Annotated in this window: 27 protein-coding genes; 12 read left to right on the top strand and 15 right to left on the bottom strand. The window is 40.4% G+C overall.

Features of this window, described 5'->3' with window-relative positions:
* The first annotated feature begins 7 nt into the window (after positions 1 to 7).
* The 4 genes from ABEB05_RS05615 to ABEB05_RS05600 all read left to right on the top strand — a co-directional run bounded on the left by ABEB05_RS05615 (position 8) and on the right by ABEB05_RS05600 (position 4,082).
* Positions 8 to 1,369, top strand: coding sequence for an efflux RND transporter periplasmic adaptor subunit (locus tag ABEB05_RS05615; protein WP_265788296.1), 1,362 nt, complete (start codon positions 8 to 10; stop codon positions 1,367 to 1,369).
* 6 nt (positions 1,370 to 1,375) lie between these two features.
* A complete protein-coding gene (locus ABEB05_RS05610) occupies positions 1,376 to 2,113 on the top strand; it encodes an ABC transporter ATP-binding protein (RefSeq protein ID WP_286668797.1) in 738 nt (245 codons plus the stop codon).
* A gap of 118 nt (positions 2,114 to 2,231) precedes the next feature.
* The gene (locus ABEB05_RS05605; protein ID WP_265788294.1) at positions 2,232 to 2,939 is read left to right on the top strand and encodes a PIG-L family deacetylase; all 708 of its coding nucleotides are present in this window, start codon (positions 2,232 to 2,234) and stop codon (positions 2,937 to 2,939) included.
* A 90-nt stretch (positions 2,940 to 3,029) separates the two neighbouring features.
* Positions 3,030 to 4,082: an AI-2E family transporter gene (locus tag ABEB05_RS05600; protein WP_265788292.1), complete on the top strand. Its 1,053-nt coding sequence runs from the start codon at positions 3,030 to 3,032 to the stop codon at positions 4,080 to 4,082.
* Between the two features lie 31 nt (positions 4,083 to 4,113).
* On the opposite strand, the gene ABEB05_RS05595 is transcribed toward ABEB05_RS05600, so the two are convergent.
* The 3 genes from ABEB05_RS05595 to bioB form a co-directional block, all read right to left on the bottom strand.
* Positions 4,114 to 5,295: a lycopene cyclase family protein gene (locus tag ABEB05_RS05595; RefSeq protein WP_265788290.1), complete on the bottom strand. Its 1,182-nt coding sequence runs from the start codon at positions 5,293 to 5,295 to the stop codon at positions 4,114 to 4,116.
* Between the two features lie 20 nt (positions 5,296 to 5,315).
* On the bottom strand, positions 5,316 to 5,783 hold the full coding sequence (locus ABEB05_RS05590; protein ID WP_265788288.1) for a TspO/MBR family protein: 468 nt from the start codon (positions 5,781 to 5,783) through the stop codon (positions 5,316 to 5,318).
* Between the two features lie 102 nt (positions 5,784 to 5,885).
* On the bottom strand, positions 5,886 to 6,878 hold the full coding sequence (gene bioB / locus ABEB05_RS05585) for a biotin synthase BioB (protein ID WP_265788286.1): 993 nt from the start codon (positions 6,876 to 6,878) through the stop codon (positions 5,886 to 5,888).
* A 216-nt stretch (positions 6,879 to 7,094) separates the two neighbouring features.
* Here bioB and ABEB05_RS05580 point away from each other — a divergent pair, with 216 nt between their 5' ends.
* Both ABEB05_RS05580 and ABEB05_RS05575 read left to right on the top strand, forming a co-directional pair.
* The gene (locus ABEB05_RS05580) at positions 7,095 to 7,790 is read left to right on the top strand and encodes an alpha/beta hydrolase (RefSeq protein ID WP_265788284.1); all 696 of its coding nucleotides are present in this window, start codon (positions 7,095 to 7,097) and stop codon (positions 7,788 to 7,790) included.
* Positions 7,791 to 7,904: 114 nt separating this feature from the next.
* A complete protein-coding gene (locus ABEB05_RS05575) occupies positions 7,905 to 8,582 on the top strand; it encodes a response regulator transcription factor (protein ID WP_265788281.1) in 678 nt (225 codons plus the stop codon).
* On the opposite strand, the gene ABEB05_RS05570 is transcribed toward ABEB05_RS05575, so the two are convergent.
* On the bottom strand, positions 8,583 to 9,020 hold the full coding sequence (locus ABEB05_RS05570; RefSeq protein ID WP_265788280.1) for a CBS domain-containing protein: 438 nt from the start codon (positions 9,018 to 9,020) through the stop codon (positions 8,583 to 8,585).
* 76 nt (positions 9,021 to 9,096) lie between these two features.
* Between ABEB05_RS05570 and ABEB05_RS05565 the strand changes: the two genes are divergently transcribed.
* Positions 9,097 to 9,801, top strand: a complete 705-nt coding sequence (locus ABEB05_RS05565) for a TrmH family RNA methyltransferase (protein WP_265788278.1) — start codon at positions 9,097 to 9,099, stop codon at positions 9,799 to 9,801.
* A 93-nt stretch (positions 9,802 to 9,894) separates the two neighbouring features.
* Here the strand turns inward: ABEB05_RS05565 and ABEB05_RS05560 are convergent, their stop codons facing one another.
* The 5 genes from ABEB05_RS05560 to ABEB05_RS05540 form a co-directional block, all read right to left on the bottom strand.
* Complete coding sequence (locus ABEB05_RS05560; RefSeq protein ID WP_265788275.1) at positions 9,895 to 10,869, bottom strand: M23 family metallopeptidase; 975 nt, start codon at positions 10,867 to 10,869, stop codon at positions 9,895 to 9,897.
* A gap of 114 nt (positions 10,870 to 10,983) precedes the next feature.
* Positions 10,984 to 12,015 (bottom strand): HPr(Ser) kinase/phosphatase, encoded by a 1,032-nt coding sequence (gene hprK / locus ABEB05_RS05555; RefSeq protein ID WP_265788273.1) that lies wholly within the window; start codon positions 12,013 to 12,015, stop codon positions 10,984 to 10,986.
* A 9-nt stretch (positions 12,016 to 12,024) separates the two neighbouring features.
* Complete coding sequence (gene hpf, locus ABEB05_RS05550) at positions 12,025 to 12,324, bottom strand: ribosome hibernation-promoting factor, HPF/YfiA family (protein ID WP_265788270.1); 300 nt, start codon at positions 12,322 to 12,324, stop codon at positions 12,025 to 12,027.
* A 19-nt stretch (positions 12,325 to 12,343) separates the two neighbouring features.
* On the bottom strand, positions 12,344 to 13,255 hold the full coding sequence (locus ABEB05_RS05545; RefSeq protein ID WP_265788268.1) for a tyrosine recombinase XerC: 912 nt from the start codon (positions 13,253 to 13,255) through the stop codon (positions 12,344 to 12,346).
* Positions 13,256 to 13,341: 86 nt separating this feature from the next.
* Complete coding sequence (locus ABEB05_RS05540) at positions 13,342 to 14,514, bottom strand: glycosyltransferase family 2 protein (protein WP_265788266.1); 1,173 nt, start codon at positions 14,512 to 14,514, stop codon at positions 13,342 to 13,344.
* A 92-nt stretch (positions 14,515 to 14,606) separates the two neighbouring features.
* Between ABEB05_RS05540 and ABEB05_RS05535 the strand changes: the two genes are divergently transcribed.
* Positions 14,607 to 15,707: a hypothetical protein gene (locus tag ABEB05_RS05535; RefSeq protein ID WP_265788264.1), complete on the top strand. Its 1,101-nt coding sequence runs from the start codon at positions 14,607 to 14,609 to the stop codon at positions 15,705 to 15,707.
* A 170-nt stretch (positions 15,708 to 15,877) separates the two neighbouring features.
* Here the strand turns inward: ABEB05_RS05535 and ABEB05_RS05530 are convergent, their stop codons facing one another.
* Positions 15,878 to 16,540 carry a lysophospholipid acyltransferase family protein gene (locus ABEB05_RS05530; protein ID WP_265788262.1) on the bottom strand — a complete coding sequence of 221 codons (663 nt, stop codon included), beginning with the start codon at positions 16,538 to 16,540 and terminating at the stop codon, positions 15,878 to 15,880.
* Positions 16,541 to 16,619: 79 nt separating this feature from the next.
* On the opposite strand from ABEB05_RS05530, the gene ABEB05_RS05525 reads away from it, so the two are divergent.
* A complete protein-coding gene (locus ABEB05_RS05525) occupies positions 16,620 to 17,246 on the top strand; it encodes an O-methyltransferase (RefSeq protein WP_265788259.1) in 627 nt (208 codons plus the stop codon).
* Positions 17,247 to 17,304: 58 nt separating this feature from the next.
* Here the strand turns inward: ABEB05_RS05525 and ABEB05_RS05520 are convergent, their stop codons facing one another.
* Positions 17,305 to 17,742 (bottom strand): FKBP-type peptidyl-prolyl cis-trans isomerase, encoded by a 438-nt coding sequence (locus ABEB05_RS05520; protein ID WP_345694238.1) that lies wholly within the window; start codon positions 17,740 to 17,742, stop codon positions 17,305 to 17,307.
* Between the two features lie 76 nt (positions 17,743 to 17,818).
* Positions 17,819 to 18,916 carry a DUF2914 domain-containing protein gene (locus ABEB05_RS05515; protein ID WP_265788257.1) on the bottom strand — a complete coding sequence of 366 codons (1,098 nt, stop codon included), beginning with the start codon at positions 18,914 to 18,916 and terminating at the stop codon, positions 17,819 to 17,821.
* Positions 18,917 to 19,221: 305 nt separating this feature from the next.
* Here ABEB05_RS05515 and ABEB05_RS05510 point away from each other — a divergent pair, with 305 nt between their 5' ends.
* Together ABEB05_RS05510 and ABEB05_RS05505 are read left to right on the top strand one after the other, a co-directional pair.
* The gene (locus ABEB05_RS05510) at positions 19,222 to 19,932 is read left to right on the top strand and encodes a 3-keto-disaccharide hydrolase (RefSeq protein WP_265788255.1); all 711 of its coding nucleotides are present in this window, start codon (positions 19,222 to 19,224) and stop codon (positions 19,930 to 19,932) included.
* A 90-nt stretch (positions 19,933 to 20,022) separates the two neighbouring features.
* Positions 20,023 to 20,439 carry a CoA-binding protein gene (locus ABEB05_RS05505; protein WP_265788253.1) on the top strand — a complete coding sequence of 139 codons (417 nt, stop codon included), beginning with the start codon at positions 20,023 to 20,025 and terminating at the stop codon, positions 20,437 to 20,439.
* A 29-nt stretch (positions 20,440 to 20,468) separates the two neighbouring features.
* Here the strand turns inward: ABEB05_RS05505 and ABEB05_RS05500 are convergent, their stop codons facing one another.
* Positions 20,469 to 21,182 carry a hypothetical protein gene (locus ABEB05_RS05500; protein ID WP_265788251.1) on the bottom strand — a complete coding sequence of 238 codons (714 nt, stop codon included), beginning with the start codon at positions 21,180 to 21,182 and terminating at the stop codon, positions 20,469 to 20,471.
* A gap of 147 nt (positions 21,183 to 21,329) precedes the next feature.
* Here ABEB05_RS05500 and ABEB05_RS05495 point away from each other — a divergent pair, with 147 nt between their 5' ends.
* Positions 21,330 to 21,671 carry a gamma-butyrobetaine hydroxylase-like domain-containing protein gene (locus ABEB05_RS05495; RefSeq protein ID WP_265788249.1) on the top strand — a complete coding sequence of 114 codons (342 nt, stop codon included), beginning with the start codon at positions 21,330 to 21,332 and terminating at the stop codon, positions 21,669 to 21,671.
* Between the two features lie 51 nt (positions 21,672 to 21,722).
* Here the strand turns inward: ABEB05_RS05495 and ABEB05_RS05490 are convergent, their stop codons facing one another.
* Positions 21,723 to 22,427 (bottom strand): SDR family oxidoreductase, encoded by a 705-nt coding sequence (locus ABEB05_RS05490; protein ID WP_265788247.1) that lies wholly within the window; start codon positions 22,425 to 22,427, stop codon positions 21,723 to 21,725.
* A gap of 64 nt (positions 22,428 to 22,491) precedes the next feature.
* Positions 22,492 to 23,916 carry a pyridoxal phosphate-dependent decarboxylase family protein gene (locus tag ABEB05_RS05485; protein ID WP_265788245.1) on the bottom strand — a complete coding sequence of 475 codons (1,425 nt, stop codon included), beginning with the start codon at positions 23,914 to 23,916 and terminating at the stop codon, positions 22,492 to 22,494.
* Between the last annotated feature and the right edge of the window lie 70 nt (positions 23,917 to 23,986).

Below are 23,986 nucleotides of genomic sequence, written 5' to 3'. Positions count from 1 at the left end.
TAAGAAAATGGCAAAAAAACAAAAATCATCCACTCAAAAGCTGTTTGTCTTCAGTGGGGTAATTATACTTTTGCTGGCCTTGGGAGGAATTACAGCCAAATATATGGGGTGGCTCGGGGGAGGTGACAAAGGAAAAACCGTTGAAACCGTAAAGGCAGAGCTGAAGACAATTACCCAGGTAGTGTCAGCTTCCGGAAAAATTCAGCCTGAGGTAGAAGTGACCATGCGACCAGAGGTTTCGGGTGAAATTATTGAACTTCCCATTAAAGAGGGGGATTACGTTTCAAAAGGTGATTTACTGTTACGCATAAAACCGGATATTTATCAGGCCCGGATAGATGAAATTAATGCTTCCCTGTTAACACAAAAAGCAAGGCTGGAAGAAGCACGAGCGAATCTTTTGGAAGCAGAGTCGGTTTTCAATCAGAATAAAGAGCTGTATGAATCCCAAGCTATCTCAAAAGCGGAATATATTCAATCAAAGTCAAGTTATGAAGCCCGTCAAGCTAGTTTCCAGGCGGCTGAATACCAGGTGCAGAGTATTCAGGCCCAGCTTCAACAGGCCCGGGAAGAACTTCAGAAAACGATTATTCGCGCACCGCGGGAAGGGACAATTAGTAAGCTTGCTGTTGAAGTAGGAGAGCGGGTGCTGGGAAATACCCAGTCGATTGGAACTGAACTGCTGCGCATCGCAAAAATGGATCAGATGGAAGTACAGATTGAAGTCAATGAGAATGATATTGTAAATGTAGCGGTCAACGACTCGGCGAATATTATGGTTGATGCTTATCCGGATCGAGTATTTGGTGGAGTGGTGACAGAAATAGCAAACTCAGCAGATGTAACGTCTGAAGGAACAAGCGAGGAAGTAACCAATTATGAGGTTAAAATACGAGTGAGTACAGCTCACAACCTGGATATGGCTGGTGATAAACTGGTTCAATCGGTATCGGAGGGAGAAAGTCCCGAGGATACATTTACTCCCTCCTTTAAACCAGGAATGTCTGCTACGGTGGATGTTAAGACTCAGACCGCTCATAACGTAGTTTCGGTACCCATACAGGCCGTTACCGTACGAGACTTTGCAGATGAATCCGTACAAGATACAACTGAAAATGATTCACTATCTAATGAAGAGGAAAGCGTTATACCTGTTGAGGATATGCGCAAAGTGGTATTTGTGGTTGAGGACGGGCGTGGGTATCGCCGTGAGGTAAAGACCGGCATTAGTGATAATACACATATGCAGATTCTCTCGGGCCTTGAAGAAGGAGAAGAAGTAGTGACCGGAAGCTACCGCATACTATCCAATGAATTGGCGGACGGTGATAAGGTTAATATCAATAACAGAAAATTTAGCAGCAGGTAATAGTTTATGGCAGAACCGATTATTAAGATTGAAGAATTGATGAAAATTTATCAAATGGGGAATCAAGAGGTTCGGGCGCTTGACGGTGTATCCTTTGATGTGCAGGAAAATGAATACATTGCCATTATGGGTCCTTCCGGCTCCGGAAAATCTACCCTCATGAACCTGATCGGTTGTCTGGATACCCCTACTTCCGGGATTTATATCCTGAATGGACAAGATGTAAGTAAGCTTGAGGATGCCGAGCTGGCTGAAGTACGTAACAGGGAGATCGGATTTGTATTTCAGACATTTAATTTACTTCCGCGTACTGATTGCTTATCTAATGTAGAACTCCCGTTAATCTACTCGGGAGTAAAAACAGCAGAACGGCGCCAACGTTCAGCCCGAACACTCGAGCGGGTAGGCTTGGGAGATCGCCTTGATCATAAGCCCAATGAGCTATCAGGGGGACAGCGACAGCGGGTAGCCATAGCCCGGGCGCTGGTAAACAATCCCTCTATACTGTTGGCTGACGAACCTACCGGAAATCTGGATACTAAGACCGGTGAAGAAATTATGTTGTTGTTTGAGGAATTATACCGGATGGGAAATACCATTTTATTGGTGACCCATGAAGATGAAATAGCAGATCACGCCCGGCGCATCATTCGTCTCCGGGACGGAGTTATTGAAAGTGATGTAAAAGTAGAAAGTCCGGTTTTAGACGGTGTCGAAATCGCCTTACCCAGTGCTACGGCTTAATCGGCTTTTTGCAGTTTTGGCATATACTATTCTATATGAAAATTAATTCTTGTTTGGTGTGTCAGATTTTTAAAGTTTGATACAACTAAATTTTGAGAATTCTGTCTAACTAGCTGATATGAAAATCCTATACGTCTTTCCTCATCCCGATGATGAATCCTTCGGCCCCGCTCCGGCCATTGCCGCTCAGCTTCGAAATGGACATGAAGTTTATTTGCTGACCCTTACCAAAGGAGAGGCAACAAAGCAGCGATTTCGTTTGGGAATAGATAAAGAGGAAATGGGAGAGATCCGTTTTAAGGAGATGCAGTGTGTCAGGGATGTATTGGGCTTGACAGGCATGGAAGTGCTGGCTATGCCCGATAGTGGGCTTAAGGAGCTGGATCCAAGACAGATAGAAGAAGAAATTAAGACCCATGTTAAAAAGCTGGAACCTGATGTGCTGGTTACCTATGCCGTTCATGGCATAAGTGGTTTCGAAGATCATCTGGTAAGTCATGCGGTCGTTAAAAGTGTGTATTGTGATTTGAAACGTGAGGGGAAAGCCTATCCGCAGCGACTGGCTTTTTTTACGCATTACAATGAAAATAAAGGAGAAGGGAAATTTAACCTCACTTCTTCAAAAGAAGAAGAAATTGATTGCTGGGTACAGGCGAATGATGAGGATTATCAAAGATTCCATGATGCCCTAGACTGCTACGAAACTTATCAGCAGGTAATAGAAGAAAGCAATGTAAAGAATGAAGTAGGAAAGAGAGTACCGTTTGAAATATTTCAGGAAAAATTTGATCCTCCTCTCGCAGATATTACCGATCGCTTGAAGTAGTACTTTGCCATATTATTTAATAATGTAACGGCAGATACATGCCTTTTAAATAGGTAGATTAATAAGAATAGGAAATAAATCGAGGACATTATGAATCAAAGCTATCCGGCTTGGCTAAAAGGTACTGTAATCCTCTTCGGGTTAGTGCTCATATTTGTTATTCTGTCGTACGGCAAATTTATTATGATGCCTCTGGCTTTTGCGGCCCTTATTGCCATGTTGCTTGAACCGGTAAGTCAGTGGCTGGAGCGTTTAAAACTTAACCGGGTGGTATCCATTGTTGTTAGCATGATTCTTCTGTTTATAGTTTTGGGAGGTATCATATCCTTATTGTCTATACAGTTAGTGCAGTTTGCTGATCGTCTCCCTGAAGCCAATCAAAAGATACAGGCCATTAGCAGTGATTTGCTGCAATTTTTTGAAGCGAAATTTAATCTCTCGCCCAGCCGCCAGGTAGAATTTTTGGAGCAGGGGCTCTCAACAGTAGTAAATGAGGGAGGTAAATATTTGAGTTCTGCTTTAGGGGCCACAACCAGTGTATTTGCTACACTGGGACTCCTTCCGATCTTTGTTTTTTTCATGATGTATTACAAGAATATGTACCGAACTTTTTTGCATAAGCTATGGAAAGGGGATGGAGAGACCATTAATAATGTTATTGATGGCATCCAAAGTGTGACCCAGAATTATATCATCGGTATGATGACAGTCATAACATTATTAGCTATACTCAATGCGATTGGTTTATGGATTATCGGAATAGAACATGCCTTATTCTTTGCTGTTTTTGCCTCAATTCTGGCTATTATTCCATATATTGGGATTGTTATCGGTAGTCTACCCGCCATAATTTTCGCGTTGCTATTTACGGAGTCACTCCTAATACCTTTGGGAGTCATTGCGGTGTTCGCTACTGTTCAGTTTCTGGAGGGAAATTTTATTACACCCAATGTCTTGGGCTCAAGAGTAAGTATAAATCCCATGGTAGCATTGGTAGCTCTGTTGGTTGGCGGGGAACTCTGGGGCATTTCCGGGATGATTTTAGTTGTGCCTTTTATAGGTATCTTAAAGCATATCTTTGATCAGATTGAGGCGCTGAGACCCTTTGGCTATCTCTTCGGGAATTCACAGGAATATTCATAAACCCTCCATAAGCTAAAATAGAATAGATTATTTATTTTCTGCCGATTTCCCTGAGCCTCTTTTTGCTTTTCCAAATTGCCTTTAGAAAAGGCCGATAGGGAACACTACTCATGATTTGCAAATCCTCGCTTAGTATTGAATCTTCATTTAAAAAGCAGAAAACCTCATCCATTTTATTGTTTTGGAACAGTTGTTTGAAAATAGTCGTGGCTTCTTTGGGACTATTATATATGATATGAAGTAACCAAAGATCATAAGCCTTAAATCGAAATTTAGAGGGAGAGTAAATCAGGGGCCTGTTATCTTCAATTAATCCCTCAACGATGTTTTTTACCTGATTTTGAATACGCATAAAAGTATAACCGGTAGAGGGTTTGGTAACTCCTCCTTGTGTGCCGATGTTCATGATTCGTGGTTTATACCATGGAAGAGCAGGGCGATCTTCCATTGGGATGACCCCATATTCTTTCCGCTCAATTTGATAATCATCAGGCTCTAACCCGTAGCGATTAGATAGATAAGCAGAAAGCTTCTCCTCATACTTTTCTTGAGCAATGATATTCTCCGAAAAAATAGTGTATTCTAATAGCGCTGTCTTTGATGTCCATGGAAGTACATAAGTAAAAGCAACCCCGCCGGTAAATGAATGATCGAAGTCCATAAGTGTAAACACATCGGAATTAAATATAGATGTGTTGATCTTAATATCCCACCCCAGAAAGTGTTGCCTGAGAGGATATCTGACATTGGATTTGTGAATTTTGAAAGGATCAAAACAGCTTTGAAAAATATAGGACGTTTCTAATATATTTTCGGGGGTATGAAGATAGGCCTTCTTAGAATCGGGATCAGAAGAAAGTTTTTGAATAGGGGACTCCAGTAAATGAAAAGAGGGATTTTTTTTAATAGCTGCAATAATCTTTTTTTCAAAGTCATAACTTTTCAATGCATAATAGGGATATCTTTGTAGGGATTGGGTGATATACCCTTCTGCACTTTCTACTTCTACCCGGGACCACCTTTTATGTATTAACTTCTGGAAAGGAGGTTCACCTGAGTGCCAAAAACACCATGTTTTATCATCTTGTAGTTTTAAATCTTTGTCAATAATAAGGACTTTTTTATCCTTGAGAGGGGAATGGAGCATTTGCCAAGCTAATGAAAGTCCCGCTGCACCCGCTCCGGCAATAATATAATCGTATTCAATGCCCACTTTGTCAGATTATTAATTTTCTAATTTAACTGCCAAATAGCCATATTTAGCGCAGAAGCATAGGTCATCCAGAGGAGATAGGGGATTAGTAAAAGTCCTGCTACTCTGCTTTTTTGCCAAAAGAGGAATATAGTAAAAACAACAGCTATCCAGAGTAATAAAATTTCAGCAAGAGCAGTTCCAATGAGATTCATTCCAAAGAATAACCAAGACCACAGTGCATTCAACAGAAGCTGTAGGAAAAACCAGAGAAAAGCGGGTTGGTTAAGTGAGGTCTTTTCTAATTTCCAAATAAACCATGCAGATATGCCCATCATAACATAAAGTATGGGCCATACAACAGGAAATATCCAGTTGGGAGGCGTCCAGGCAGGCTTTTGCAGTAAAGCATACCAGCTTCCGGGATCAAACTGAGCTCCAAATATACCTGCCAGACTACAAATTAGAACCCATACCAATATTTCGGCTGCTTTTTTTGTTGTTTGCATAAATATTCACACAAATAATACAAGCACTTTTATAATCAGATAGGGGAATAACAAATTTTTTTATTCTACCATTTACTAACATTTTGATTTATTATTTAAGTGCTATCGGTATTCAGGGAGATGTTCTTCCTTGGCATCTTTGAATGCTTCCCGGGGCGTTAGGTCCAAAAGATCGAACATCTTTCGATCTTTGCTCGGTTTATTGTTATCCGTAGTTAAAAGCTTTTCTCCTGAAAAGATTGAATTAGCTCCGGCCATGAAGCAGAGAGCCTGTTCTTCTATGCTCATATCTACTCGTCCGGCAGAAAGGCGAACCATAGAGGACGGCATGGTAATACGAGCGGTAGCGATCATACGTGCCATATCGTGCCAGGGTACCTTGGGTTGGTTCTCCATAGGTGTTCCTTCTACCGCTATCAGAGCATTGATAGGAACCGATTCTGGGTGAGTAGGCATAGTAGCGAGATTATAAATTAGTTCAATTCGATCTTTATCGGTTTCACCCATGCCGATGATGCCTCCGCAGCAAACTGATATATCGTTTTCCCGGACACGATTGAGGGTGTCCAGCCGATCCTGATATTTTCGGGTTGAAATAATGCGATTATAAAAATCTTCACTGCTGTCGAGGTTATGATTATAGGCATAGAGTCCGGCCTCCTTTAGAGCAGCAGCTTGTTCATCCGATAGCATGCCCAGCGTACAGCAGACTTCCATATCCATGGACGTTATTTCCTTTACCATATCAATAACCCGTTCAAAATCCTTGGTATTTCGGGCATTACGCCAGGCGGCTCCCATACAGAAACGTGTACTACCAGATTTTTTAGCCTTGCGTGCCGCAGAAAGAATGGTCTCCCGGTCGAGCATTTCTCCGGCCTCTACCTCGGTATTATTGTGAGCGGATTGCGGACAGTAGGCACAATCTTCTGGACAGCCCCCGGTTTTTATAGATAACAATGTGCAAACCTGGATTTCGCCTATCTCATGATACTTATGGTGCACGGTTGATGCCCGAAATATTAACTCCATAAGTGGAGTATGATAAATATCAGAGATTTCTTTGAGGGTCCAATCGGTTCGTAAGTCCGCCATAATCCTATTACTATTTTAAAATTTATTTATAATTGGCAAAGGTAATGGTGATTGATAGAAAATTCCAAAAATGATGAGCAAGTATACATTGAAAATTGATGTATATTTTACGGTAGCTTTTAGCTGTATTTAAAAAATGACTATATTCACATTCGCTTGTTTAACATTCTCTTAGACTAATTTCAGTGCAGAATTATAAACTAAATTATTCCGGTCATGGAGGAAGAATCGTTTACCGATACTACCCGTTTTGAGATTGAGGTACCTTTTATGCTTATGGATGTTGGTAAGGAGAAGGATAAGCGCCTGTTTATCTACTTGCATGGCTTTAGGCAAAATATGAACATATTTCGCTCATACATGGAACCTTTGTTAGATTTGGAGGGATATCATCTTTTTATCCAGGGTCCTTATCCGATATATGATCGTGACAGGAATAAGAGAATAGAAGAATGGGGGCGGGCCTGGTATCTATATGATGGAAACCAGGATTCCTTCCATAAATCACTTGAGCATACCTCAGCCTTCTTAGATCAGCTTATTGATAAGAGAATTGCGAATGAAAGTAAGTTCTCAAGTATGACCATAATAGGTTATTCCATGGGGGGCTATTTGGCTGGATATTATACGCTCTCTAGGGCTCCCCGGGTAGATAATTTGGTAGTAATAGGCAGTCGTATTAAAACAGAATATTTCAAGGATAAACAGCATAATTATACCGAGCTGGAGGTATTAGCTATACATGGAAAGGATGACCGAAGCGTTGAGGGAGCTCCGCAGAAGAGAAGTTGTAATCAGCTCGCCAAATGGGGAGCAAATGTAACTTACAAGGAATTAAATGGGGGGCATAAGCTGCAGGAGAAATATTTGAATGAGATAAGAAAGTGGTTGCTATCTCAAAAAAACAAGTAATATTGGAATAAATTTGATAAGAATACAAATTAAAAGTTTCACATATTAATACAGTTGGTTATACTCCAATAAATTTAGTTGTAATGAAGGGAATGGTAAAAATAGATAAAAAATATGAAAGTACTAATCATAGAGGATGATCCATCAGTGCGCGCTTTAGTTCAGGCGGTGCTTAAAAGGAATGAGTATGATGTAGATACCGCTCATACTGTTACAAATGGAGAGGAATTGGCTTCTTCTGATAATTATGAAATGATTATTCTTGACTTGGGACTCCCAGATGGGGATGGATTAGACTTGTGTCAAACTATTAGGGATAAAGGAATTACTACACCAATTCTTATCCTGACAGCAGAACAAGAAACTGACATGAAGGTCAAATGCTTGCAGCTGGGAGCGGATGATTATTTAACCAAACCCTTTGATACAGAGGAGCTGGTAGCACGCATTGAGGCTATAAGCAGGCGTAGTAGCAGCGGGGAAGGTGATAAGGTACTACGATGTGGTGATTTGGAAATTCGTATGCTGGAACGGACGTTTAAGGTTAATGGCAAAGAAGTAGACCTGACCAATAATGAATATAACCTGTTGGTATACCTTCTAAAGAATAAAGATGAAATTGTTACCCAGGAAGAGATTGCCAAAAATGTATGGGATATCCACTTTGATACCCAAACGAATTATATAAACGTATATATCAGCTATCTGCGTAAGAAAATACGTGATTATTCCGAGTACGAATATATTGATACGGTACGCAAAAAAGGATTTATATTACGTTGTCCTGATTAATTAACGAGGATACTGACCTTGTATGTAATGGCGCAGGTTGGTGATTTCTCCTTTTTGCTTGGATATAATGGATTTTACCAAATCACCAATAGAGATTACACCGATAACCTGGTTATCCTCGACAACCGGGAGGTGCCGGATCTTTTTGTCAGTCATCTGGGACATGCAGTATTCCACGGTATCCTCGGGTGTTGCACAATAGACATTGCCGGTCATGATTTCATGGACTGCTGTTTTTTTAGAAGTACGGCCTTTTAAAATTACTTTACTCCGGTAATCCCGTTCACTTAAGATACCCATAAGTTCGTCACCGTTCATAACGACGAGGGCTCCTATATCCAGCTCATCCATTTTGGCAATAGCCTGGTAAACAGTTTTTTCAGCCTCAATACTGTAGACATCATAACCTTTTGATTTTAAAATATCCCTTACTTTCATAAATCCCTCGTATTTAAAGTTGGAATTGAATTAGTATTATAACATTTATCTTAGTAAATCATAACGGTTAATTATCATGAATCGAAAAGTAAAAGGTGATGTCATTAAACATCTTCAACAGTTTGTTACTGAAGAGCGATGGCGGACTATGAATGATGTACTGTCGAAGAGAACTCGTCACCTTACTGTTGTTTTAGAAGATCTTTACCAACCACATAATGCAAGTGCAGTTCTGAGAAGTTGCGATTGTTTTGGAGTTCAGGATGTTCATATTATAGAAAATGAGAATAAATTTGATCCCAGTAAAGGGGTAACTATTGGATCGGATCAATGGCTTTCACTAAACTATTACAATAAGCAAGAAGGGAATAATACCATTAGGTGCTATGAAAGACTTAGGAATGAGGGATATCAATTGATTGCGACCACTCCACATACCGATGATATTACCATTGATGATATTTCCACCCAAAAGAAGACAGCACTTATTTTTGGCTCTGAACTGACGGGTTTATCAGAGGCTGCCCTTACCGGAGCCGATGGCTATGCACGAATACCAATGGTTGGCTTTAGTGAGAGCTTTAATATTTCGGTAAGCGCGGCCCTTAGTTTATATGAGCTTTCTAATCGTATACGAAAATCGAAGGATTTGGAATGGTCACTTACAGAAGAAGAGAAATTGGATTTACGTTATAAGTGGTTAAAGAATTCTATCCGGGCTGCCGATAAAATAATAGATCGATATCTGAAAGAGAAGGAGAAAGGAAAGAACCCATCGTAGTAAATACAAAATACTTTTTCTAGGGGAATCCTTAAAATGCAGTTCTTAAATCAGTTCCCACTCACTAACTAATTTAAGGAATTACATTATAAATTAATCCATGGATATTTGGCTTTGTTCTGCTATGCGTTTATAACTGGAGTATTCTTCCGGAGATACATCGGCAAAAAGGAAGTTGAGAGGATCGAGTGGACTACCGTCTTTATGAATCTCATAATGTAAGTGAGGTCCTGAAGACATGCCTGTATTTCCAGAGTAAGCAACTAGTTGCCCTCGCTCAACACGAGTACCCGGTCGAATGTCTTTTGCAAAAGAGGAGAGATGAGCATAATAAGTTTCATAACCATAGCCATGATCAATGATAAGCAATCGGCCATAAGTACCTTTACGTCCAGCATGTTTTACTACTCCATTGCCTGTAGCATAAATCTGATCACCAATATTGGCCTTAAAGTCAAGTCCATCGTGTTGACGTCGATACTTTAAAATCGGGTGATAGCGCTTTCCGAATCCACTCACAACATCTCCCTGGGTAGGTTTAATTGCCGGAAGATGTACCATTTTCTTTTGATTTTCATTGTAAAAAGACTGTATTTCCTCAAAACTAGATTCCTGTATAGAAATGCTTCGCTGAAGATTTTCTAAGTTCTGAGCAGTCTTTTTTAGAATTTCGGCCGTTTCCTGGCTATGGATGTCAAAGTCAGAATAAAGATCAGCACCACCAGTACCAGCCTTTCGTTCATCCATGGGTATAGTTTCCAAGCCTAACATAGAACGATACATCTCATTGTCAGCTTTTGCGAGCTGATCAACTTGCTGATCAAGGGTGTCTATGGTTGTTTGAGTCGTTCTAAGTTGTTTCTTAAGGGCTTCATTCTCTGCTTTGAGTGCAATCTCAGCAGGAGTTCCAATAGAAAAGGAAAGGATAGAAATACCTATTCCCGCAAGTACAACACCGCACAATAACCAAACAGAGGCAGTATATACGATTCGTTCTAACTGATTATACTTGACGGGTACAAATTCGCAGTTTTCCTCGTCGTAATAGTAATAATTTTTCAGGGACATATTTTCTTAATGCTGTCGGAAATAATTCCGAGAGGGTCGATATAAGCCGTTATATAGTATAACAAATGATTAATATAGTTAATTATAATAATTTAATCAAAGATTAATATAGCGTTATTCAATATCTCCTTCAAAATATTCGACTGCTCTGCGGGGCATGGAAGAAGGGTCAGCTTTTTCGGCGATATGTTTTTTTACCTTTTCCTGAAAAGCTTCAGCAGCATCATATCCATAGTGACGAAGCAGGTAGTTCATTGCTATTACTTCAGCTATGACCGTAATGTTTTTTCCAGGAGTAATGGGCAGATTGATGAGCGGTATTTCCACCCCCATTATCGAGGTTGTCTCCTGGTTTAAACCAGTCCGCTCGATATCCTGGGACTCCTCGTCCCACAAAGATAACTCCAGAACAACTTCTAATCTTTTTTGATAACGAATAGCCCGTACACCAAACATCGACATGATATCAATGATGCCAAGACCGCGAATTTCCATGAAATGCTTATTCATTTCTGTTGCGGAAGACATAAGTACGTTATTTTTTTTGGTTAATATAACGGCATCATCAGAGACTAAACGATGTCCTCTTTCTACCAAATCGAGTGCTACTTCGCTTTTACCAATTCCCGATTTTCCAGCAATAAGAATTCCGATGCCATATACATCAACCATGGTACCGTGTAACATAGTTTGCAGGGCAAACTGATCTTCCAAGAAGTCGCGCATGCGGTGTAAAAAAACGACGCTTTCCAGTGGAGTACCAAAAACAGGAATATCAGCTTTTTGGGCCATATCCAGGAGGTAATCCGGGAGCTCATTTCCATGTGTCAAAAATAAAACAGGAATCTCAAATTGAGTTAAATTTTTAAAAGCCTCTTTTTGTTCTCTTGGAGATAAACTGTTTAGATACCGGCATTCGGTATTTCCAATAACCTGTATTCGCTGATGTGTAAATAATTTAATAAATCCAGCTAACGCCAGACCGGGGCGGTGGATATCCGCCTCGGTGACGTATCGCTGGTTGCTTTGCTCTTCGGCCGTAAATGCGTTGATATCTATTTTAACGCGTTTACGAAGACGTTCAATAAGATAGGCAACGCTTATTTTTTCTTTTTTAGGTATGGATTCGTGTTGGCCGAAGGGCATAAAGTCTGGTTATCTTTGTTTGAGAGTAGTCTTTTTATACTTTTTGAGTTGTCGAACAATATTATCAATAACCATATTTATGGCTTGCTCGTACGAGGAAGCGCTTTCTTTGGCATTTAAAAGTTTCTGAGGCACTTTAACATTTAGTTCTGCCTGTTGAGGATTATCATCATCTGGAATGGGTTGTAAAATAATATCGCAGGTAAGAATACGGTCATAAAATTGATCTAACTTTTGAACAGCATCTTCGGCATAGTTATGAAGTTCTGATGATGGATCAAAGTGGCGTGCTGTGAATGTAGTTTTCATAATGCACCTTTTGTTAGATTTAAGTTTTAGCTCTTGGATGAGCCAATTCATAAATATTTTTCAATCGTTCAACGGATGTATGTGTATAAACTTGTGTTGCAGATAAATTATTATGTCCCAGTAACTCTTTAATTACCCGTATATCAGCTCCTTTGTCAAGCAGATGTGTGGCAAAGCTGTGACGCAGTACGTGGGGACTTTTTTGGGTGATTTCACTCACTCTTTCTAAGTATTTCTTTACCATTCGCTGTACCGCTTTGGCATATATGCGCTGACCGCTTGCCGCTAAAAAGACGGCGTTTCGGGCTTCGGAGTCTGTTCTGTTGCCGTATAGCTCCGCTTTGGTTGCCAGGTGTTCTTTCAATGCTTTAAGGGCGGTACCGCCAACGGGAACTATTCGTTGCTTAGATCCCTTTCCCAAAACCTTAATTTGTCTGAGCTTAAAATTGATATCCTCTTCATTTAAATTCGTGAGTTCGCTGAGACGGATACCCGTGCTATAAAAAAGCTCCAGTATAGCCCGACTTTGTCTAATTCTGGGGGTATCTCCCTCAACCTGGTCAAGCATCCGTTCAATATCTTCCCGGGAAGCAGTTTTAGGAAGAGGACGATCTTTTTTGGGGACCACTAACAGATGAGCAGGATTCTTTTGAACGTGGCCACGTTTAAAGCAGTATTTAAAAAAAGAGCGAATAGCCGCCACTTTGCGTGTAATAGAACTTTTTGCCAGATCATTATTAGAGAGCTCTCCCAGCCAAAGCCTGATGGTAATACGTTCTACAAGTTCGATGTTCGGATCATCTTCTTCAAAATGAGCCTGACAAAATGTATAAAATTGATGCAGGTCAATTTTATATGACCGAATAGTGTGTGACGAAGCATTGCGCTCGACATTTAAATAACGAAGATATTTGTCAATTGCCTTCTTCATCTATATCCAATATGAATACTTTATCTTTAAAAAGAAACCCCGGATTAGGATGTAATTAATTTAGGGAAAACATTTATGGTATGTGGTTATTCCAGTATTCTTCCTTTCCATTCAGGATATTCGTTATTGAAATAGTCCTTTAAAGCATAAAAACCCAATAGTTGAAACCATCCCACGCCTATCGGATGTAGAAAAGCATACCAATAACTCCAATTGAACCAGCGGTTAATGATCAGGCGTTGATAGATTATTAATAAACAACACCCTCCGCATAGAATACTGAGAGTAGGATTGCCAAACCAGAGAAGAAAAGGGAGACCCAGGAAAGGGAACAGGTAAACGGCCAGATGCAGAATAGACATGGATACAAATAGGGGGATATTGTAATTGAATCCTGCAAGGAAGTTTTTGCTAAGCCCCTTCCACAGTTCCTTGCTTGATCGGTACATTCGACAGCTGACAACATTATGACCGGAATACATATTCATGGAATAACCTGCATTTTTAATCTGCTTGGCCAGAGTTACATCCTCAACGATCTGATTATAGACCGATTGATGTCCACCGATGGCATTATAGCTTGAGCGTTTGAATGCCATAAACTGACCACATGCTGCTGCAAAAAAAGGGTCCATTTTTTTTCGTAGAAAAGAGGGAAGCCATATCGGAGAACGTTTTATATAACGAACAGGAAGAAGGGTGAATAAGGCAAAGTAGATAAGAGGAATAATATTTTTTTCCCAGAAACTTTGCAGTATCTGTTCCGGCCAAAGCGTGACGAAATCGAGTACATTTTGTCCCATTGTTCGAACCGTTCTGGCAATAGCTGAGGGTTCCAACCAGGTATCGGAATCAATAAAAACCAGGATTTCTCCACCCGTTACTTCAGCCAACTGGTGACAAGCCCAGGGCTTACCCACCCATCCATCAGGTTTAGGCCGACCGTCAATAATTGTGAGTTTATTGGAAAACTCGTCTTTTAAGCGGTTGAGGATGGCTGGAGTTTGATCGGTTGATTGATCATCCAATACAGTAACATTAAAATTCGGGTATTGCTGATAAAGAGCCGAACGTACGCATCTTTCAATAGTTCCTTCTTCATTACGGGCAGGAATACAAATACTAACAGAAGGGGCCTGATATGAAAAATAAGAAGAAGGCGCCGGTGGCAGGGTATCGAAATCCCTTTTATTAATCAGCAAAATAGCAGTAGTAAAGCACAGATACCCCAATATTATGTAGAATACGATTGTCATCATGGATATAAGGTATAAAGGGAAAGAAGGAATATGAAACTGAATTATTCAAGGTGGTTTGCAGATCATTTTTTAAAACTGTTACTTGCCGGTCTATGAAAATTATCTCAAATCATACTGAAGACACACGTACAATACCTCATTTTTCCGGGGGATACGAATGGTGGTATTTTGATGGGATTTCTGATGACGGGAAATATAGTTTTGTTATCATTTTTTATGAGGGAAACCCATTTTCCTTGCGATATATTCAAGCACTTGATCGGGAGAAGGAATCCGCGCCCTCTGAATATCCAGCTATTAGTATTGCTGTCTATGAAGATTCCCAGCCTGTTTATTATAGCTTTACTGAGTTTGAAAAAGAGAATTGTGTGTTTAGGGAGGATCAAATTTTTGTGGAGATTGGTCCCCATCAGATGGAAGGGACTGTTCATGGGGATCATCTCGAATATACATTACAGCTTCAAGAGCAATTACCTAGTGGGGACAAAATTGAGGTGGCACTCCGTTTTGAAGGGGAGATACCCGGACAATTATTTGAGAAAAATGGAAATAAGGATAAACAGAATCGGATAAGTCACCAGTGGAATCTGGTATTGCCAAGGGCAATCGTAGCCGGACATATTACTCTGAGTACTGGTCATAAAAAGCCTCTTCTTCGTACTATTGAGTTCAATGGTACAGGCTATCACGATCATAATACAGGAAGAGAGCCGATGCGAAATTCCTTTGAGGATTGGTATTGGGGACGTTTCCATTTCAACTATGCTACCTTGGTTTATTATATAATGAATCGAGAGGAGCAGCAGCAATACGAGGCCTGGCTGATTGACCGCCAAAATAACGAGGTTTTAACTACTTTTGATGAGATCAATTTATATGATCGAAGCTTTTCCCTTTTTGGCCTGTTGACAGCTCATAAGTTGATGTTTCGATCAAAAGGGATTGAAGTACAGGTTCAGCAATCGGATAAACAAGATAATGGCCCCTTTTACCAGCGATTTGGAAGTCGAGCCTATTTAAATATTCCTGATGAGGAAATATTGGAATCGCAAAAGGGTATTAGTGAATATATTCAACCGAGTAGGATTCATCGCCGTTTATTTTGGCCACTAATCCGAATGCGTATTCGCCAGGCTTCGGGTAAGCCACATTGGGTACAGCGGTCCAAAAGGCTTTACCGGTGGACGTGGTAAGGGTATTGGCAAAGGCCACCATGTCATGTTGTACTAGTTTCAGCATCCGTTGAAAGGATTGCGATGCTGTCTAACTCTAATTTTATCAGGACCTGATATGTTAACTGGTGAACAGGTTGACAAGGATTGTGCGACCTATACAAACAAAAGCAAAACGATAACTACTAAGATCAGATAAAACGCTCGAATATTGAATCATCAAAGCCCGCCGTTTCTCGAAGTTTTTCGAGGATGTTTTCAAGTTTATTTTCAAATTTTTGGGTTAATTCTTGTTTCGAATGAGAAGTCTCAGTTTTTATAGAGGGTCCAATCCATAGATGGAGTTCCGGTTTGTCATTGCGGACTGTGTGTATGTAAATACCGATTGGGACTATCTCTATATCCGTGAGCTGTTGACTGAGCCAGGCCAGACCTTTTTCAAAATGGAGGGACGAACCCGGGGGAGTAATTTCCCCTTGTGGATAGATGAAAAGACTGGCATTGGGACGTTCAAAGGATTCTACGGCATAACGAAGAGAGCGGAGAGTCTGTCTTTGGTCATTCCGATTGATGGAGAAAGCCCCGATTTTTTTAAAAAATGAATATTTCTGCATCTGCTGGATTCCCATAACAGCCCGAGCCCGTTGATGAAAAATATATTCATTTAATAAAAAAGGAATGAGTCCGTCCCACCACGAATGGTGATTCAAATAGTAGATTGTCTTGGAGCTGTTGTCTGGCTGATATTCCTGTTTTAACCATACTTTTGAGAAACGGCGTTTGAAAAGATAGTAGGTGTAAATACGAAAACCTTTAATAAAGAGGGGAGATTCGTCAGAAGGAATAAAATCCAATGATAAAATATTTGTTGAATGTTAAGTACCTGAATATCTTTAGGTCATTTGGAAAATACTAACGAAAAATTTCTTATTCATGGTTTCAAAGGAAATTGAAGATTATGCTATTTCCCATACATCGAAGGAGGATCCATTAATACAGGAGCTTCTCGAAGTCGCCAATCAAAAATTGGAGCATACTGATATGATAAGCGGTCGATTGGTGGGGCGCTTGCTTGCATTCCTTGTAGAACTATCGGGAGCTGATCGGATCCTTGAAGTAGGCACCTTCGTAGGTTATTCTGCTTTGACAATGGCAAAGGTTATGCCGAAAGAAGGAGTTCTTTTTAGCTGTGAATATAATGAACATTATGAAGCGATTGCCCGGCATTTTTTTGAAAAGAGTGAATATTCTTCAAAGATACATCTGGTAATGGGTAAGGCTCTAGAAACTATTCCAGCTATTCCCGGAAATTTTGATTTTATTTTTTTGGATGCTGATAAGATAAATTATCCAAGGTATTATGATTTGCTTTTGCCCCGCCTTAACAAAGATGGCCTGATGGTTGTTGATAATACGCTTTGGGGAGGAGAGGTGATTGACCCTCAGAGCGAAAAATCCCAAGTAATTGCCAGCCTAAATAAAACTATAAAAGAGGATGAGTCGGTCGAACAGCTTTTGTTGCCTGTTCGTGATGGATTGACCCTGATCAAGAAAAAATAAAAAAAGCCCGAACTCCAATGAATGGAATTCAGGCTTAGTATTGAATGGCTTAAAAAGGTTAGCTTTTAAGCTTAACCAGTTCAATATCGAAGGTTAAGTCTTTGCCAGCCAGCGGGTGGTTAGCATCAAGCTTAACATAATCATCTTCAACTGCAGTAATTTGAACAGGAATAGCACGTCCATCTTCCTGTTGCTGCATTTGAAGTTGCATACCTACCTGGGGATCTACTTCATCAGGCAGATCATCTTTGGCAACTTCTAGTTCCAGATCTTCGCGTCGCTCACCATATGCATCTTCAGAGGCGATCTCTACAGTTGTATCGTCGCCTTCTTCCATGCCGATAACCGCCTCTTCAAAACCGGGAATTAATTGACCTTCTCCCAGGGTAAATTCAAGCGGCTCGCGATCTTCTGAGCTGTCGAAAACTGTTCCATCTTCAGTTAATTTTCCAGTGTAATGAACTTTTACGGTGTCACCGTCTTTTACTTTTGGCAAAATACTATCAGTTTTTTCTTGTTCTTTGAATGTGCGTTAATATAAGGTTTTTTAAGGAGAATTAAGAGTGAAATTGCTAATTAAATGTTTTAGTTGTTAAATCAGCTTTGTTGAAGGTGCTATCCTGCACTACTTCAAAGTTTATGCGGCCCAGCACCAGTCCTTCTTGTGTAGTCACATTGACTCGCCAAACACCAGTATGAATATTTGTTTTATAGGTATAACCCCTAAATCCCCTCTTACGTCCGCCTATCACCTCATAGCTAATGACATCACTGGTTTCCCAACTTTCGGATGAAGGAGCATACCATTGCCATTGGTGTTGTACAGATTTTCTGAGATCCGTAGGGGCAAAGATAGAAGTATAAGCAAATACAGTATCTCCCATGCTGTGGTTGAACGTTTTTTGGTGGGTTCTCCAAAGCCGGGCTACGCCTTTTTGTTCTGCATACGTAACCTCAAATACCGGTTCATTTTTCTCTACATGATAAGCAATCATTCCCGTTTTAAGCGAGATCGGGACGGGAGGAATGAGGTTAAAATAGTAGCATCCATTAATAAAGATGTAAATGCCCAATATTAATACTGTAATTTTCCGGCCATCAATTTCTGCACGTGTAGAGGGACTTTTGTAATAAAGATAAAAGATGAACAGGAGGGTAGAGGCTAGTCCCAATAATCCGGATATGATAAAAATAAAAGTACTCATTTTACCAATCACGATGGGGAGGAAAAAAGTGAAGAATGTGAAAGATACGAACAAGTAAGCTCCAAACTGGAGATATTTGTTCGAGATTCGATGCTTTAAAAGCTCATTGGAAATAAGAAGTACGACCAGAAGGATGAAGAAGACTGCGGTCTTGGTCAGGCTAACACTTTGGAAGAAGAAAATGACATATGCACTTGAGAGTCCTCCCAAAAAAAACTGAACAGCCAGTGGAGCATATTTTTCATAGGGTTGTAGGAAAGTTTTTTCCCAGTGATTGTCATCGGATAAATTGAATATATACAAGCTTATTGTTAATCCACCTAAATACGTAAAAAGTATTGTATTACTATACCAGCCGTCAATTCTGCCAAGTGTCAGGCTATCCCATATGAATCCTCCGATAAAAAACAGTACCGGAAGGTATTTCTGGTGGCGTTTTATAAAAGATTTTGTTTTTCTGAGCATTTAAAATTAATCGTTTTTGATAAGGGCAGAGGATATTCAAATAGACGACATGAGTCTTTTGGAATACAAAAGGAATACACCTAATTAATTCACATCATTTTTTATTAGTTAAATTATCTGGCAGAGAGTAGGGACAAAATAAATTAAACCATTTGAATTTCTTAATTAATACTTTTGGAATTATACAGATAAGTTCCTTTGTAGTTTTCATAAAGGCTGTTAAATTAAATTCTTAAAAACGCCATCCTGAATGGAGAAATGGTATTTTAAAAGGAACAAACAATAATATAGTAGTAGTAACGATTATGAAAAGAATTCTCAGTGTATTTGTGTGCTTATTTTTTGTGATAGGAGCTTTGTCTTGTTATGCCCAGACTGACTCCAAATCCCAAACTCTTTTTAACGGGGAAAATTTAGATGGATGGCATATGGATGTGCCGGACCTGGAGGAGGATTCGACCTTAAGGGCTCCTTTTATTGTACGTGATGGCATGCTTGTAAGTTTGGGTGAGCCCAGGGGGCATCTGCTAACAGATGATACATACAGGGATTACCGGCTTGAGGTTGAATATCGTTTTCCGGGTGAGCCGGGCAATTGTGGCGTTTTGGTTCATGCATCTACACCGAGGGCGCTTTATAAGATGTTTCCCCAGTCTATTGAGGTTCAAATGATGCATGAAAATGCAGGAGATTTTTGGTGTATTGTAGAGGATATTGAAGTTCCAAATATGGAGGAGCGGCGCGGTCCGGAAGAGGAATGGGGAGTTACGGAAGGCAAAAAACGCAGAATTGTTAACCTGACGGACGGATCCGAAAATGATCTTGGAGAATGGAATACCATGGTTATCGAAGCTCTGGATGATAAGATAAAGGTCTGGGTAAATGGTGATTTGGTTAACTATGGAACGGATGCGACCGCAGAAGAGGGGAAAATCGCCCTGCAAGCTGAAGGAGCAGAAGTTGAGTTTCGCAAAGTAGTGTTAACTCCTATATCGGAACTGAGCAGTAAAGAGTAAGTTTTAAATTAAAGATACCTAATCTAAGATGCCGGTGGTGGATACGATCTTTTAATAAAGGAAAAATATATAAATAACGGTTCAAATATTATGGCTGCTAATTACGCTGATATTATTAAAGAAGCAGAGAATATTGCGATTATCGGTTGCTCGGCAAATAGGTATCGTACCAGTTATCATATTGCAAGTTACTTAAGGGATAATGGCTATCGCATTATCCCCGTCAACCCAAATTATGATGAGGTTCTTGGATTGCCATGTTATGATACTATGAATGATATACCTGAAAAGTATTCAGTGGATATTGTTGATATTTTCCGGGACTCGCAATATACCGCAGAAATGGTACAGCAGATCATTGACTGGTCGAAGAACAATGGACAAAAGCCCGTAATATGGACACAGTTGGATGTATCATCGAAAGAAGCTGAGGAGCTGGCTAAAGAGGCAGGGTTCAGGTATGTGAAAAATGAATGCCTGATGGTACAGCATGAGAAATCAACCTGAAATTGAGACGACTTTTTCACTAAAGAATATCAGGAGGAGGGGTTAATGTTCTCTATCTCTTTAGTTCTCTCGGATTCATGCTGTTTCAATTGATTGGTTAACAGCCTTTCAATAGTGAGTTCATCTTCTGAAGGTATAAAGGTTGTGAAATCAGTCAGCTTGTTACTACGATTTATATATTCGATTTGGATAACCTCTTCATTATACCAGCGGTAAGCCACAATTTTCTTCCATGGAACCAAATGATCGAGAATAAGAATCCCATTTTGACGAAACTCAGGTACAATACCAATGGTCAGGCTAAAAGCACCGAAGGCTATGAGCGAAAGCCCTGAGGTAATGCCAACTCCGGTAAACGGGCCGAAGGTGAAGAGATGTGTTCGATAAAGTCCGAAAGCAATTAGAATAATGCTAATAATATTAGGGGCCGTTTCTGTCCAAAAAGAGCGATAGGCATAATCGATATAGCTCCCTTCTTTTTTTAGAAAGAATTGTTTCAAAGCATATCCCGAAAAAAAGCCAGTCGCTGCCGAGTAGAGTCCCATCGTAAATTTAGCAGCAACATCCTGGCTGAGATAGCCCAGATGGTTAGCGATAGTCATAATGGTCAGGATAACCATCGCTGTAGTTAATCCGAAGATAATGCGTTGTCGGCTTAAGTGTCGTAAACGAAACAGACGCTGGTATCCCACCCAAAACATAGCTAAAAGAATGATCACCAAGATAAGGACCAGCAAATACATAGCGTTAGTTTTATTATTTTAACGTGAATTCGATATATATGATATATAAGAGAAAACCGACAAACAGACTCTTTCCAAGGGAGATTATATACTCCTAATTCTTACTAATGACAGAGTCACTCCCGCGAAATATACGAAAACAAGTTTATGAATCACGATTTACGGCCTAAAAGTATTGAAGTTTCTAATAGCAAAGGTATCCTGGAAATAGAATGGTCAGACGGGCATCACTCTGAATATACCCTCTTTGGGCTCCGTAAAAATTGTCCCTGTGTAACCTGCCGTGGGGGACATGGTAGCATGAATACCTTCGATCGTTCCCTGTTTTTTGTTGAACCAACGCAACAATTTCAAATCGAGGATATTAAACAGATCGGGAATCATGCGATCAAGATTTTTTGGAACGACGGACATAATAATGGGATGTACCAGTGGGAAACGTTGCGTGCAATGTGCCCCTGTACGGAATGTTATCCCGAACAGGAGTAAAAAGCTGAAATAACAAACCTGCCAGCTCTTATTCTTAGCTCTGCATAGTATTTATTTTGGATTCGTAGCCCATACACTGGTTTCAGTGATAAAGCCGCGATCCGGGAGGGCAAGCATACTCACAATAGTCTGGCCAATATCTTCAGCTATCAATTTGGTTTCGTTAAAGGCTCGGCTGCCGCGCCCTGCGTTTTCGGAAAATTCGGTCTGTACTTCACTGGGATTAATCTGCATGACCCGAATATTGTGGGGACGAAGTTCCGACCGCCAGCATTCGGTCATGCCGCTGAGCGCAAATTTGCTTGCTACGTAGGCTGTACCTCCTTCAAATCCTTTCTTGCCGGCTGAGGAAGAAACATTGATAATATTTCCATATGATTGTTGAATAAAATATCGGGCAGTCTCCCGGGCGACCATCATTGCTCCGATCGTATTCGTTCTGAGCTGACTTTCAAGATCCGTCGCTGATAAATTAACTAACCTGGAAAATGTACCATAGCCCGCATTATTAATGAGAACATTATAGTTATCGAGCTGTTTAGTTGTTTCTTCAACAAGGTCAATAACTTCATTTTCTTTCCGTACATCGCACTGGATTGGTATGGCCCCGATTTCGGCTGCAGATGCTTTTAATTTTTCTTTGTTTCGAGCTGCAATTACGACCTTTCCACCGGCTTCGGTGATTGACTGCGCTGTAGCTTTACCTATGCCCGAACTCCCGCCGGTAACTAATGCATTGATATCAGATAGATTCATAATAGCTGGTTTTTTGTTTTAAAAATAATTCGAAGGACATTGTCACTTTATTTAGTAAAGTCTTTTAACGGGTAATAAGTTTCGCCGCCAGCGATTGGATTAAATTCCAGGCCTTTTCTACGTGTCGCTGTTCCACATTTGTATTTCCTATTACCATGCGGATGGTATACTTATCTTTGAGGGTAGTGTGTGTAAGAAAAAGTTCACCGCTTTGTTGTATCTGATTAAGCAGCCGTTTATTTAATTCATTCAACTTTTGTTCATCAGAAATATGGGATGGCTGAAAACGAAAACAAAGCGTATTCAGTGGAACAGGGGCCAAGAGTTCAAAATCTGGGTGCTGATTGATTTCCTCCTCTAAATTTTGTGCCAGGGCAATATGATGTCTTATTATTTTCTGTAACCCTTCTCTCCCGAAGCTTCGCAGGACAAACCAGAGCTTTAGGGCACGAAAGCGTCGTCCCAGCGGAATTCCCCAGTCGCGGTAATTCTTAACCCGCTGGTCTTCTGGTGTTTTCAGGTATTCGGGCATAATTCCTAGTGTTTGCACTAACAGATCTTCATCTCGGACAAAAAAGGCTGAACAGTCGAAATTAGTAAACATCCATTTATGAGGATTGAATACAAAGGAGTCGGCATGCTCTATGCCGTTATTCATCCATCGCATCTCTGGCAACAGCAGGGCCGTGCCCGCATAGGCAGCGTCCACATGAAGAAACAGGTCATAGTCAGAGCAAAGTTTCCCAATCTCTTTTAGGGGATCAATAGCTGTAGAACCGGTAGTACCGATTGTTGCCACCACGGCCGTTGGTTTCCTGCCGTTTTGTAGATCTTCTTGAATTGCTTTTTCAAGTTTCTCCGGCTGCATGGCAAACTCATCGTCAACTGGAATTTTCCGGAGATTTTTTCGGCCGAATCCGGCAATTTTAACGTCCTTTTCAATAGAGGAGTGAGTCTCTGAGGAGCAATAGACCGTCAATCTTTCATTCTCCATAAATCCATTTTCATTGATATCGAAATCCGTTGTTCGCTCGCGGGCCATCAGCAGGGCACAAAGAGTAGAGGTAGAGGCCGTACTTTGTATGACGCCGGTAAAGGAATTGGGCAAGGCAAGTAACTTTCGGAGCCATTCCATGGATCGCTCTTCAAGCTCTGTTGCAGCGGGAGACGTCAACCAACTCATGCATTGGGCTCCCAGGGTGGCGGTAAGCATTTCGGCCAGTACCGAGGGATAGCTTTTGTTAGCAGGAAAATATCCCATAAAGTTGGGACTTTCCCAGTGAGTCATACCGGGCATAATTATTTCTTCAAAATCCTTAAATATTTTTTGAAAGTCTCCCTGTTTCTTCGGAGCCGATTCCGGGAGTTGTTCTAAAATATCACTAGGTTGAACGTTGGGTTTGACCGGGTAATCTTCGACTTCTTCAAAATAGTCTGCCATCCAGTCAACCAATTTATGAGCATGTTTGCGAAATTCGTTATTGTCCATCTTATTATTAAATCTCTTTTTAGTAGTTACTAATGGAACTATATAACAAATTTTTGTCGAATAATTTGAG

The organism is Fodinibius salicampi (assembly GCF_039545095.1).
GTDB lineage: Bacteria > Bacteroidota > Rhodothermia > Balneolales > Balneolaceae > Fodinibius > Fodinibius salicampi.
Note: the sequence above shows the minus strand (reverse complement) of the source record. Positions and strands in the feature narration are given on the sequence as shown.